Origin of the sequence: Fibrobacter sp. UWEL (assembly GCF_900142535.1) — a bacterium.
Classification (GTDB): Bacteria; Fibrobacterota; Fibrobacteria; order Fibrobacterales; family Fibrobacteraceae; genus Fibrobacter.
Genome location: NZ_FRBE01000003.1, coordinates 18,550 through 32,021, shown reverse-complemented (window position 1 = coordinate 32,021; position 13,472 = coordinate 18,550). Strand labels below are relative to the sequence as shown.

12 protein-coding genes are annotated in these 13,472 nt (G+C 50.2%); 6 read left to right on the top strand and 6 right to left on the bottom strand.

Features of this window, described 5'->3' with window-relative positions; translation table 11 throughout:
• Positions 1-12 precede the first annotated feature (12 nt).
• Positions 13-3,552, top strand: a complete 3,540-nt coding sequence (locus tag BUB59_RS02890; protein ID WP_143160200.1) for a peptidase MA family metallohydrolase — start codon at positions 13-15, stop codon at positions 3,550-3,552.
• Between the two features lie 24 nt (positions 3,553-3,576).
• Here the strand turns inward: BUB59_RS02890 and BUB59_RS02885 are convergent, their stop codons facing one another.
• Genes BUB59_RS02885 through xseB form a run of 6 tightly spaced genes read right to left on the bottom strand, consistent with a single transcriptional unit; the run spans position 3,577 to position 7,823 of the window.
• A complete protein-coding gene (locus tag BUB59_RS02885; protein WP_234979908.1) occupies positions 3,577-4,029 on the bottom strand; it encodes a hypothetical protein in 453 nt (150 codons plus the stop codon).
• Between the two features lie 12 nt (positions 4,030-4,041).
• Positions 4,042-4,950, bottom strand: coding sequence for a hypothetical protein (locus BUB59_RS02880; protein WP_073225459.1), 909 nt, complete (start codon positions 4,948-4,950; stop codon positions 4,042-4,044).
• Between the two features lie 2 nt (positions 4,951-4,952).
• Positions 4,953-5,390 carry a hypothetical protein gene (locus BUB59_RS02875; RefSeq protein WP_083540146.1) on the bottom strand — a complete coding sequence of 146 codons (438 nt, stop codon included), beginning with the start codon at positions 5,388-5,390 and terminating at the stop codon, positions 4,953-4,955.
• Positions 5,391-5,444: 54 nt separating this feature from the next.
• Entirely contained in the window at positions 5,445-6,782 is a 1,338-nt protein-coding gene (locus BUB59_RS02870; protein ID WP_073225455.1) for a class I SAM-dependent RNA methyltransferase, read from the bottom strand.
• A 59-nt stretch (positions 6,783-6,841) separates the two neighbouring features.
• The gene (locus tag BUB59_RS02865; protein WP_143160199.1) at positions 6,842-7,618 is read right to left on the bottom strand and encodes an ABC transporter ATP-binding protein; all 777 of its coding nucleotides are present in this window, start codon (positions 7,616-7,618) and stop codon (positions 6,842-6,844) included.
• Positions 7,611-7,823: an exodeoxyribonuclease VII small subunit gene (gene xseB, locus BUB59_RS02860; protein WP_073225452.1), complete on the bottom strand. Its 213-nt coding sequence runs from the start codon at positions 7,821-7,823 to the stop codon at positions 7,611-7,613. Before xseB ends, BUB59_RS02865 begins: the two co-directional genes overlap by 8 nt.
• Before the next feature lie 30 nt (positions 7,824-7,853).
• Between xseB and BUB59_RS02855 the strand changes: the two genes are divergently transcribed.
• The 5 genes from BUB59_RS02855 to BUB59_RS02835 are packed head-to-tail and all read left to right on the top strand — an operon-like array spanning position 7,854 to position 13,421.
• The gene (locus tag BUB59_RS02855; RefSeq protein ID WP_143160198.1) at positions 7,854-8,546 is read left to right on the top strand and encodes a hypothetical protein; all 693 of its coding nucleotides are present in this window, start codon (positions 7,854-7,856) and stop codon (positions 8,544-8,546) included.
• Positions 8,543-9,823, top strand: coding sequence for a peptidase associated/transthyretin-like domain-containing protein (locus BUB59_RS02850; RefSeq protein WP_073225448.1), 1,281 nt, complete (start codon positions 8,543-8,545; stop codon positions 9,821-9,823). Before BUB59_RS02855 ends, BUB59_RS02850 begins: the two co-directional genes overlap by 4 nt.
• A complete protein-coding gene (locus BUB59_RS02845; protein WP_143160197.1) occupies positions 9,816-11,210 on the top strand; it encodes a hypothetical protein in 1,395 nt (464 codons plus the stop codon). Before BUB59_RS02850 ends, BUB59_RS02845 begins: the two co-directional genes overlap by 8 nt.
• Entirely contained in the window at positions 11,207-11,821 is a 615-nt protein-coding gene (locus tag BUB59_RS02840; protein WP_073225445.1) for a hypothetical protein, read from the top strand. The genes BUB59_RS02845 and BUB59_RS02840 overlap by 4 nt, the downstream gene beginning before the upstream one ends.
• Positions 11,822-11,828: 7 nt before the next feature.
• On the top strand, positions 11,829-13,421 hold the full coding sequence (locus tag BUB59_RS02835) for a PEGA domain-containing protein (RefSeq protein ID WP_073225443.1): 1,593 nt from the start codon (positions 11,829-11,831) through the stop codon (positions 13,419-13,421).
• Positions 13,422-13,472: the final 51 nt, after the last annotated feature.

Below are 13,472 nucleotides of genomic sequence, written 5' to 3'. Positions count from 1 at the left end.
CTGGATTTTATTTTGAAAAAACGCAAATTTTTGATTAGCGCTGTTACTACAGCACTGATGGCACTGTCCGCCGTATCTACCGCAGGTGCGGTAGGTTTTTACGGTAACCAAAGCGACATCCACTGGAAAACCGCAGGCACAGACCATTTTCAGTTCCATTACCCCGCCGACTATACGGATCACGCCTCCAAGGCATCCGCCTATGCAGAAGCGGTTTATGACAGTGTTGTTAGCCGCTATCAAAAAGGCGTTACCAGCAGAATCAACGTTACCCTGAACAACGCCCTCTACAGCAATGGTGCAGCCATCCCCAGCGAAAATGCACTGAACCTGTGGCTCACCAACTGGGATTTCAAGGTTCGTAGTTCCCACGGCTGGCTGGCCGATGTGGTCACCCACGAATTCAGCCATTTGGTCAGTATTGAAAGCGGTGCAAAGGTAAATCCCCATCTGTACGGTGTGCAGATTGGATACACGGACTATTACAACGAAAGAACCACCACAAACGCCCTGACTCTGCTACCCTTTACCATGCAGCCCCTTTGGCTTGCAGAAGGTACAGCCCAGTATGAATCCAGCCGTATGGGTTTTGATGGTTGGGATACTCACCGCGATATGCTCCTGCGCGTAGCAGCCCTGAACGACAGCTTGCTCTCCCTGGAGTACATGCACGACTTCTCGGACAATTCCCTCTTCGCGGAATTGGGACCTTATACTCAAGGTTTCGCCCTAGTCCGTTATATTGACAAGCATTACGGCGAAGATGCCGTCCCGAAAATCTGGGGAAACCTCTCCAAGTTCAACCGCATCACTTTGGACGGAGCCGTCAAGGCAGTCCTCGGTATCAGCGAGAAGGAACTGTACGAAGCCTGGAAAAAGGAAATCACGGAAGACTACCAGAAGCAAAAGGAATCTCTAGGCGAACTGGTGGAAGGCACCAAGGTCACCGCCAATTCCTTCTGGAACGACTACCCCATTATTGTAGGCCAGACTCTCTATGGCGTTTCCAACTTTGGTGGAGCCTGGTTTGACGGAGGCGTTTTCAAGATGCCTCTGGTAGACACCACTGCCGTAGACAGTTCCGCAGCAGATACCCTGGCTGCCAAGCAGGATAGTACCACCGCGAAGGTTTCCGTAGACGAGGCAGAAGTTGAAATTGAAGGTGCCGACAGCACCATCGACATTTCCGAATATGCAAAGCACGGATTTACCCTGAAAAAAGCCTGGCTGGACAAGGGCATCGACGTGCTGGAAGATTCCACCTTCGGCCCCATCATCGCCTACGTCAGTTTCCAGAACCGCGACAAGGATGGACATGCCCACTTTGATATTGCAGTAAGCGATACCAACAAGAACCAGCTTACGGTCACTTACCTGCAGGATGCGGTCTACCCGGCATTCAACCCGGCGGGAGACTCCATGATCTTTGTCCGGAGGGAAAACGCAAGCACCCGATTTGTCCTGAGCAAGATCCCCTTCAATAAGGATTTGAAGGCGGGACAATCCGAGGAACCGGTGGACATTTACGTTCCCGACGAAAAGCAGAAGTACTACAACATCTATAGTCCCAAATTCAGTCCCGATGGAAAGCGCATCGCCTTCAGCTACTTTGACGATGTGGTCCGAGGGATCGCAGTCATGGATGCGGACGGCAAGAATTTCAAGACCATCAGTAATCCCGAATTTGACGAACGTGACGTGAACTGGCTGGACAACCAGAAGATTGTCTTCTCCAGCAACCGCAATGGCATTTTCAACCTGATTGAAAAGAATGTGGACACCGGAGTGGAACATCCCCTGACCAACGTCATCGGCGGCGCCTTCACTCCCGTACTGGCAGGCGACACCCTTTACTACACCAACTACGACAAGGACGGTTTCTCCCTGTACAAGTTGGCCTACAGCATTTTCGTTCCCGCTTCCGCGGATACATCTATTACGGTTACCCCGCGAGACAGTACCATCCAGTTATCCGACACCACCTGGACCAATTGCGTTACAGGAACCTTGGATACAGCAGTCACAGATTCTGCAATCACAGACAGTACTCCTACTACGAACTGCGTACCCCAGCCGATTGTTGCCTTACGTGATAGCGTGATCCACATCTCCGATACGGTTCGCACCATCGTTCCCAAGGAAGGCACGAAAGAAATTGTCTTGACAGGAACTGTCCCCAAGCGTGTAACCAAGCAGCTGCAGCTGAACGATCTGGAATTTGCAGGCATCGAGCAGGACTACAAGCCCATTCCCAATGTTCCGCTGTTCGTACCTATGCTAGTGTTTAATGAAAACGCTCCGGACCTGACCGTCTTTGGGGAAGGTCAGCTGAAGGTCAAGGCGGGTCTAGCCGTTGTCCTGAGCGACCCCCTGAAAAAGAATACCGTACAGATGGGATTGTTACTGGAATTGGGTGCAGGAATTGACTACATCAACGCCAGCGGACTCAATCCCGAACAGGAAAAGGAATTCTTCGTCGCTTGGGAAAATCACAGTACTCCCATTGACCTGGGTCTTTCCTACACTTACGCAAACTACACCAGCAAGGATACCGTCCGTTACGAGGACGTTCGTGCCCACAACGGTGATAGCCTTGGCATTAGCCGTTACGCCGTTCCCATGCAGGCAATTACAGCCTCTGCAGGCTACAGCATCTTTAAGACCATCGATACCTTGCAAGTGGCATTGGGTTATGATTGGGCAAACTTCAACCTTTACGAAGATAGTTTTGAATGGACCTATCAGAAACGTTTAAGTGCTCTAGTGGCCTTAGGTCTTTATGGAGATTCCGAAGGCGAAGACGGCACGGGAATTAGCGGGCAAGGTGACGGTCTCTTCCTGTATTACCAGTACTCCAATAGCGATCTCTACCGTCCGGGAACCTTCGCTGAAAGTTTCACTGTCAACGCAAGCGGTGCCATCACCCCGAAGTATCGTAACTTCAATATTCACGAACTGGGACTCAATCTTTACGGAAGCATTCAGAGCCCCTGGACAGGCGCTCGCCTGGCTGCTGGCGGTAAGATTGCAGGCATCATCAGCTGGGATACGGACGCCAAGCAGGATACCCTGGACTCTTACTACTACCACGCTGTATTCCTGGAAGGTTACCCCTACCTGAGAAGTTCCGAAGACTACACATTGGCAGGAACGAAAACAGCCATCGCAGAAGTCCATTACCTGTTCCCCATTTACGACGACTGGCGCAAATCCGCCTGGATTTTCGGTACCCGCAGTCTGTACTTCGACTTGTTCGCCCAGATGGGTGCAGCTTGGAACAGCAAGTGGATCGATACAGAAAAGTTCACGGACCACAGGTTCTGGGATAGAAGCGTCGGTTTCAGCCTGAGAATGAGCAACAAGCTATTCTACAGCGTCCCGCTGGATATTTCCGTTACGCTGGCTAGAGGCTTGAGCCGTATCGGGGAAAACAAGGATCTGTCTGGGGGAAGAAAGCTCAACCCCATCGACCTCCCGTGGATTCCTGGAAGTGTAGCTCCCACCCGAATCAACTTTACCATCGGGATGGGTTTTGTGAACAGCTGGCAATAAAAAAGGGGGCAAAGCCCCCTGCATCTAGAAGTCGCTGGTATTGACTTTCTTCTTATTCGGGACTTCGCCGGGAAGGAGTTGTCCGGGGCTTGTACGGCGGCCAGCTTCGCCCGTGAAGTTGGGATTAAACTTAGGCTTTACCTGTTTCATCTCGGACTGGATTTCGGTCAGGTGACGTTCCCAGTCCTGCATGGCATTATCCAATTCCGTACGAGCGTTCAGCATCAATTCACGGAGCTGCACCAGTTCCAGCATCTTGTCGCGCTTCATGATCCAGAGTTCTTCTTCCTCCGGCATCTGCTCCAGATTGAACAGCAAATTCAAGTAGTCTTCTTCCGCTTCCTGATACGCCTTATAGGTTTCCCTATAAACCAGGTAACGGTCGTCCACCAGAGTCTGCTGAGGAGAGGTATGGGCAGCACAGCCCACCAGGAAGAGCATTGCGAAAGAAGCGAGGACCTTTTTCATAGCAGCCAATTCGGTTAGAGATTATTCACCGCGCTTCACGTTGTAAAGGCGTTCGTAAGTCACGTAGCTTGTAAAGGTTGCGGTGTCCTGGAGAACCGGGTTCACCATGGTATTGACGCCCACCTTCACTTCACGTTCCTGACAGGGAACGCCATTGGAAGGATCGATCATCACTTCATACTGCACGGTGTATTCGGCCTTCTGGTCTCTGTTATATGCCTGGAAGGATTCAGGAACGATCTTGCTATTCACATGCTGTTCCCAGATGTAATAGGGGAAGCTTTCCTTTTCGTGGAGATAAACCACATAATCCAGACAGCGGCGACGGTCGCGGTTTTCAAAACCCTTGACCACCACAGAGTCAATCTGGATCAGAGCAAAATTCAGACGATTACGATCTTTCAGAAGTTGGGTAATATTACCCTTGGTGGGAATTTCACCCACAATCAGATGGTCCATTTCCCAGCGATGCTTTTCCATACGCTTCAAATGAGGGATATAATCCTTATTTGCCAACTGCTTACGCCAACGTTCAGGAATGGGCAAGCGGGCTACCACGGAATCGTAGCCATCTTCGTAGCCTTCAATATGAGCCACGTCGCGGTCAAGAGCAGTCAAGTTCACATTCTTGATTCGCCATGCCAGTTCAGAAGGCATGGAATGTTTCAAATAGCCTCGAGAGTTGTTAGCGGAGAACTTGCGGGAAACCTTTAGGGAATCCCCTTCCTGAGAGTAATGCAGATCCACATAGGTCGCAGTGACCGTACCCATGCGTTCTTCACCCTTCTGGTCCAAAGTAGAGAAATAGCCTTCGGTATAAAGTTCCAGATCCACCGGCTCTTTGAGGGTGTAATTAATGGTCAAAGTTTCCTTGTCGCAGGAACAGAAAAGCAGTGCGGCACCAAGGCCCAGGAGAGTTCTAAGATTCATGTTTACGGAAGTTCCACAGAGATTGTCTTGGAGGCAAGAACCTTGCCATCAGCACTAAATTCAACGAGGACTGTACCCGGCTTTTTCAGGCGAGTCATTTCCTTGGCGTTCATGAGGCCACCCATCTTGGATTTGCCCTGAAGGGTATAAACGGCCACCTTGGGGCTCACGGGAATTTCGTGAGACCAGATTTCACGTCCCTTATTTTCCACAGAGCCTTCGAAGAAAGTAGTCTTCAACTTACCGAAGTCAAAGTTCTTTCCATAACGGAACTGAACCACCATCTGTTCGTTCATCTTGAAGGTGCTGGTGGTATCTGCCACGGACTGATTGGCAGGATTCCATTCACGTCCAGCAACAACCGTAGGATCTTCAACAGAACAGGCGGAAAATACCGTCATGACCATGGCTGCAAAAGCAGCAAAGATAATCTTCTTCATAAAAGCCTCTCTATTATTCAATCACAAAATAGCAAAAACCTGATTTTTGAACTTCTAGTCCCTCGCCAGAACGAACATCATTTCCAGATGGGGCGTCTGGGGATAGAAGGCGAAACCTTCCGCGTGTTTCAAGGTAAAGCCTGCGGTTGCAAACTTGGCATAATCGCGGGCCAACGTCACGGGATCGCAGGACACATAAATCAGGCGGTTGACGGAGCTACCCACAATCGCCTCAAGCGCATCCTTCGGGAGGCCAGTGCGGGGCGGGTCCACAATAAGGGTGGCGGGAACATCCACCACATGGTCCAGCAGCCAGTCTTCTGCAGGGGCGGAAACGTTCTCCACGCTTCCCGCGGGTTTGCCGCCGGCAGCCTCACCCGTCACAGACAAATTCACCTTAGCATGTCTAAGGCAGCCCTCTTCACGTTCTACGGTAGTAATCTTCTTGAACTTATCCTGCAGAATTGCAGCAAAGAACCCTACACCGCTAAACAGGTCAATAAGCCATTCATTGCTGGCCTGGCCGGATTTAAGACCTTCGTCCACCGCATTGCGGACAGCATCCACAAGTTCTGGCAACAGCCCCAAGTTACTCTGGAAGAATACGGAAGCATCCGCCTGGATCTTGCGTCCACCCACCTCAACGTTGCTAATAGCCCTCTGGGCAAATTCAGAGGAATGCATTCCCCTGTAGTAATAGGAAATCTGGCCTGCGCCATTATCAAAGATATTGATGTCCAGTTCCCGCGGGATACTGCGTTCTTCCTGCTTGGCGGAAAAAATCTGTTTACCCTCTCCCTTCAGGAACTCATTCAGGCCTTGTGTCAGGACGGGGCAGCTCTCAAAGCCAACGATGTCATTGGATTCCTGCTCGCGAAAGCCAAATCGGACCGTCTTTCCCTCGGCGGAAATTCCCGGACGGCACACCACGCGGGCGCGGTTGCGATACCCCCAGGGAGAACCGCAATGGATCTTGAAATCCGCGGGAAGTTCAGCATGGGCCAGGCGACGGAAATTTTCACGTTCCACCTGCTCCATGACTTCCACCTGCTTTGCGCTGGATAAATGCTGCAGGCTGCAGCCACCGCAACGCCCATACAGAGGACACTTGGGTTCCACACGATCCTGGCTTGCCTCCAGAATCTGGATAGCCTTACCCTTGGTAAAGTCTTTTTTCTTGAAGGTCAGCTTGACCTTGCAAAGTTCACCGGGAAGCGCCCCGCTTACAAAGCAGACACGGCCATCTTCAAGACGAGCCATACCTTCACCGCCCTGCACCATCTTTTCAATGCGCAGTTCGTAAATCTCGGGCTTTTTATCTTCACGAGGTTTTCCAAAAAACTTGCGGTTATCGCCTCGGGGTCCCTTAAAATGCTTCTTGTATTCGGACATAAACTTCTATCGTTCTTCCCCTCGGCAATGCTCGGGGATTTTATATCAATCCAAAAATTCTAGCGACGTCTTATGGTGGGCACGCTGGCCAACAATTTCTGTGTGTACTCGTGCTGGGGATTGGTCAGCACATCATCCGCATTGCCACGTTCCACGATGTGGCCAAAGTACATCACCAGCACTTCGTCACTGAGGGCTCGTACCACCTGCATGTCGTGGCTAATGAACACGATGGAAAGTCCCAAGTCGTTACGCAGGTCGTCCAGCAGGTGCAAAATCTGGGCCTGCACGGAAACGTCCAGGGCGCTGGTCACTTCATCGCAAAGAAGCACCTTAGGATCTACCATCAGGCTACGCGCAATGCAAAGGCGCTGACGCTGACCGCCGGAAAATTCGTGAGGGAACTTGTCCAATGCTCCTTCGGGAATGGACACGCGGGCAAGCAGCTCCTGAGCCTTCTTCTTCGCATTCTCAAAGCTTACGCCTCGGGCCACCAGGGGCGCCGTCAGGATTTCCACTACAGTCTGCCGCGGATTCAGGCTACTGAAGGGATCCTGAAAAATCATCTGCATCACGTTTGGAATTTCGTTCTTCTTGACCGTCTTTCCAAACAGTTTAAAATCGCCGGAAGCAATGGGGACTAGGCCCACTAGGGACTTGACCAGAGTAGACTTTCCGCATCCGGATTCGCCCACGATACTGAGAATTTTTCCCTGGGGAAGAGTAAAGCTTACATTGTCCACAGCGGTAAAGTATTTCTGGACCTTGCCAAAAACGCCCCCGCGGATGGGGAACTTCACCGTCAGACCATTAACTTCAAGAGCGGGATTATCCATCGACTTCGCTATCCAGGTTCGCCAATGCTTCCTGTACATTCTGTTCCGTCTTCAAGAGAATCTGACGGCACTTACGCAAAAGCTCCGTGGCTTCCTGAACCTGGCCAGCCAATTCGTCGATTCCCATCTCGGAATTGTCAATTCGGCTCAAAATGCCTTCTAGACGCTCCATGGCGTTTTTATATTCGAAGTTTTCGTTACTCATGTTCTGAATATAGTTATCTTTAAACTGGTTATGAGCGCAAAGAAATCGATTTACACCTTTTTCACACTCTGCATTTCCCTTGGGGTCTGCGGAGCGTTGACGGCGTGTCTCGATGTTCCTAGCGAGCCCTCCTCGTCGGGCAAGGCCAAGTCTGTTTCCGTCTATGTAGTCCAGAATTCCGTGACGGATTCCACCCTCCTCAAAATCAACACCCAGGACAGCGCCAAATTTGTCGCCCAGGTAAAACCGTCTAAATACGAAGACCAGCTGACCTACACCTGGTATCACGACGACGACAAACTGGCTAGCGGAATCTCATACACAGACCAGTTTCTCCTGGAAGAAGATGTTCCTAACCGCGTTGTGGTGAAAGACAAGGAAGGTAATACCCTGGAAAGCAACTTTACCTTTATCCTGAATACTCCGCCCCGACTGAGCGCCACCATGATTCCAGCCGACAGCACCGTTTTCACCATCGGCGAAAAGCAGAGTATTGAATTCAAGTGGTACTATTACGATTCCGACGACAATGACGAAATCACCAGCTACCTCACCTTAGACAACGAGGTCTATACCCTGGGTTCCCTGAGTTCCATCGTCCAGTCCGGATTTTCAGCGGGCGAACACAGTTTTTCCATTACAGTCGTAGATAAGAACGGAGACAAGGCATCTTCCAAGATGCGAGTTTTCTTCGTTGAAAGACCTGGTGAGGATTCCAAATGATTCGTTATCTCCAGGCCCTCATAATCACACTGCTCGTAATTGGACTGAACGGCTGTACCGATTCGGACAAGTACGTCTTTGAACCAGACGGTCTCAAGGACATCGCCGTAGAGGCCTACATTACCCGATCCTTCGAGCAGGAATCCGAAAGAACCAAACTGGACACCATCGTTCCCGGGGATTCCATCATCTTCCTTACCGCCATTTATCCGTCCAAGTCCATTCGACTGCAACGATACTACTGGAACATGGACGGAAAATTCTTCGCAAACGAATTCAGTTTCAAGAATACGGTTAACGAGTCCGGAACCCATGTTATCACCTTCATCCTGATAGATTATTTCGGCGATCAAATTACCGACTCCGTCATTCTATTTGTAGGTAACCCTCCCACACTCCCTTCAGAAGACTTTTTCCCTAGGGATAATTCCCAAGGAATCAACCCCACAAGCCCCATCAGTTTCTCCTGGGATTGCCCTCAGAAGGATTCTCTCTGGCAGGTTGCATACCACTTCACCCTGACGAATGCCGGAGATCATGAGCTGCTGGTAGACACGCTCCTTACGGAGCCCTACTTTACCTACTACGCAGGACTGCAGTCCCAAGGAAAGTACGAATGGAGCGTTTCAGCCATCAACGAACTGAACATGGTATCCAGAGAGGACATCCACGCAACGTTCTATACCGAGGGTAGCAATACCCAAGGGGCAGTTACAGGAGACGTCACCTTCAGTCTCACCTCGCCAACCAACGTGGTGGACTTTGTCCTGCAAAATACGATAGACTCCACCTTCTACACCATCGAGGACTACACTCTTACTGATGAGGGATCGTTCTTCCTTAGGTCCATTCCCGAAGGAACTTACTCCATCACTTGTTCCAACGATTCCTTCCCGGACTTCAAGACTGGTACGTTTGAAATTGACATCAATTCTCAGAACATTACAGACTTGTCCTTCATCCTGATAGATTCTATCAGCCCTCACATTTCCCACGTAGATGGAAAGGACACCCTGAACGCTGCAGACACCCTAAAGTTCTATGTCGCCGATGGCGGTGGCCCTCTGAAGCTAGCCAGAATCACAGCCCAGCTGGAAGGCTCCTATCTCAGTGGACTTCAGTATCAGGACACCACCTTGATTGTCCCCCTTTCTCTGGATAATTCCTGGTCCTACAAGCTATTGAAAATTACCGCCCAAGATGACAGCGGCAATAGGGGAACCTCTACATTCTGGATTCGTCCCACCTCTACCTTCAAAGAGGTTTACTATGACTAGACGACTCCTGCGTATGGTTTTTACTCTCGGGCTATTCCTCCTGACTTCCGCACTTTCCTCCTGCGGAGAAAACTTCTACAACGACAAGCAACCTGTTACCTTGAGCCAAAGCGTCTACATGCTTCCGGATGGTTATAACGGTAGCATTGATCATTCGGGTATTTATCCCATTCAAGGCGCCTCCGTCGAAAAGGGTCAAAGTGTCCGTTTTATGGCGGTCCATTCCCTCAACGGCGAGAATCTAACCTCCGATGATGCGGCCAACATTTACAAGAGTATTCTGTGGGAAATTGACGGGGAATACTTCAACCTAAGTTCATTCCGCTACACCTTCAAGAGGGCTGGTACCATCGAAGGAAAACTCTACACAATAGATGAATACGACGACATTTTGGTGAACAATTTTTCCATCCGAGTAAACACTCCGGAAGAATTCACCCTAGACTACCCTTATGATGGATACAACCTAGCCGAGCCATCCAAAGCAACAGACCTTCCCTTCCGATGGACCCTTACGGGAATAGACGAATGGGAAGACTCAGAATGTGAAGTTTTTCTCAGCACCCAGCCAGAATCTCTATACGTTTCCAGAATTGGCACCATGGATTGTCTGGAAAATGCAAACCTCTGGGGTCCCATTGTAGGTGATTCTGCGATGCTCTATAAGATGGGCATCGATCTCCGTAAGGAATCGTTCACCTTCTATTGGACAGTCAAGTACACCATCATCTCCGACGGAGATCGCCGAACCCCCGCCTATTCACCAGTCTACCACTTCACTACGAAGTATCTCAACGACAGCCTTTCCACACTTCGAGTTCCCATTTACTACAAGAACTTTGGATTGGAAGACATTTCGGAGCCCTTCAAGACGATTGCTTATGTGGTAAGTGCCTCTGGAGACACTTTAAAAACCTATACCGGAACTCAGCCCCAGCAGGAAATTCTCTATAACCTGCCGCCACAAAATGGTGTCAAGATATACTTCAAAGAGTTGTCCAAAAAAGATTACAAGGCAGACCCCATCCAGGTAGACTTGCTCCCGGGAGCCGTGGTTGAAACAGACCCCGTTTACTTCGTAGACCAGGTTCCTCCGCAGGTAGCCCCTGTTCGAACAACCTTTAGCAGATCGTCAGATATTGAATTTTACTTCTATGACGACGGTTCGGGAATTCAACCCGGAACTATGCAACTGAATATCAATGACATACCCTTACTCTCAGAATGGAGCGATTCTTTACTGATTGCAGGTAGCTACACCTGCGGAAGCCAATGCTACATTACCATCAAGGGAAATGACTTCGCAGGGAATATACTGCCCGAAACCAACTGGTACATGTCCTTAAATAAGGATAACAACCTATACACGCTGGAGAGGATTCCATGAAAAAGTTAATCCTTCTCTTGCTCCTATTGATTTCCTTGGGCTATAGCCAGACCAAGTACCTCCACATTTCCACTATTCCCGCCAAGGCAGATATTTTCGTAGGGAACAGGGCTCCGGATTACAGCAAATTTCCGGATCACACCAGTCCCGCGTTCATCCCGGTGGAAGCAGGCGAAGGGCAGGTACTCGTGGCCATTTTCCATCCGGAATTTGCAGACACCCTCATCAATGTCAATCTGTCCGACAAGGACACCTCCTACTTGATTGTATCCCTCAAGCCAACTTACGACGACCGTCAAGTCAGGCGCCAGCAAAAGATTGTAGCCAAGCGAAACCATCGCTCCATAGGAAGGAACATCATGTGGTCCTCCCTCGTGCCCCTTGCGGTGGCTGCCGCCAGCACAGGTATTACCTTATACGAAATCAACCAGGCGGAAAACGCCAAGAAAACTCTTGACAACAGCGCCATCGCATCGGGCGAAAAATACTCCGATGCCAAACAGGATTTCAAGGACGCAAGGTCCAAAGCCAAAACTGCGAAGAAAGTGTCCATCGGTTCCGCCATAGGCGCCGCAGCCCTTCTGACAGCAGGTTTCATCATTTCATTCTAGGTCGGCCATGAACAAGTTCTTCTTATCTATACTCCTTCTTGTTACCGCCTTCTTGTACGCCCAGGAAGTTCCCGGCGTTCGTGCCAATGTGGAACTGGTCAACGGCGCCAAGCAAAACGCCATGTTCCTCGGCGTCCATCAGGATACCGTAAGCCTTGGAGGCATCATCCAGGGAAAGTTCACTGTCGTAAAAATCCTGAAGAACCGCTTCAAGAGTATTGAGGACGAACAGGGGAACGATCTGCTCAACACCGCACAGAATTCCGAACCCGTCCCCGCACAGAATGATTCCGCGGCCACGTCTGAACAGGAAGATTCTTCCGCCATCCAGACTTCACAGAACGCCTATTCCGATTCCTACCAGTTCCTTTCCTCTGTTGAAGGCAAGCACGTTTTTGTCGCATTGGAAAGACGTTCCATCGACTCTGTTTTAGCAGACCAGTTAAATCACTTAACGATTCGTCTCCTGCAGGAAAAGGGGACACCCGTCATCATCGCCAAGCGCACGGATTTTGGATACTGTAGGGAACAGGGCTGTATCCGTGATTCCCTCTTCCATTATGGTGCAGCATCTGTATTCCAGGGAAGTATTACCGCAGCCAAGGCCCAGGATTCCTTAACCATTCAGGTTTCCCACACAATCTTTAACCGCGAAGTCAATCCCACGGACAGCGCCTCGACGCCGGCAGATACCGTACACACCGCCAAGATGACTCTCTCTACATTCACCGCCATCAACGACGCTATCGAGAAGAACAGGCTCAGTCAGTTCCTTGCCAAACTCCAGGGCATCCAGGTCAAGAACAATAACGAGAAGTCGAAGAACTACATCCACGTAGAATCCAATCCGGATGGCGCCACCCTGGAAGTAGCGGGACACGACGCCATCTGCAAGACGCCCTGTACCTTCGCCACTCTAGACACAGGCAAGGTACTCATTTACGCACACTGGAGTGTGGATAGGCATATCTGGGCAGCCAAGAGTAACGTAAGGATTATTCCAGGAGACACCAGCAAGGTCGCCCTGAAACTAGCCAAGGCAAAGCCCGAACTTTTCATCACTTCCGTTCCCGAAGGTGTGGAAATCTTTGCAGGATCCACCCCCATTACCAAGAACTCAAGGGCCGTAGGAAAAACGCCCAGCAAGTTCACCCTCTACGAGCCGGGCATTTCCACCGTACAGTTCCGCAAGGAAGGCTTCCGCGACACCACTATTTCCATTTACGCAGCCCCTATGGAACGGACCTCCGTGGAAGTCCAAATGACGCCCATCAACGACCCCACGGAGCTCATCAATCAGCAAGAATGGATCAAGGAAAAGAAGAAAATCTTTGTAGGGAAAACCCTTATGGGATCCTCCATCGCTCCGGTCCTGATTGGAGCCCTATTCTCCTACCTGGCCTATCAGGACTATGATGACGCAGGCTACGTCAAAGACGAATTGAGCAGATCCGCCACCACCAATGGAGAAAACTTCCAGAAATTGGTGAAAAAGAACCATGATTTGGTGGATGACGGCGACAAGAAAATGGTCATTGGAGGCTCCCTCCTAGGGTTAGGTGCCGCCATGTTTGCCATTGGATTCGCACTTTCCTTCTAAAAGAAGCCAAAAAGACCCAATATTTTCATTTTTTATTTTCACCCAATCAAG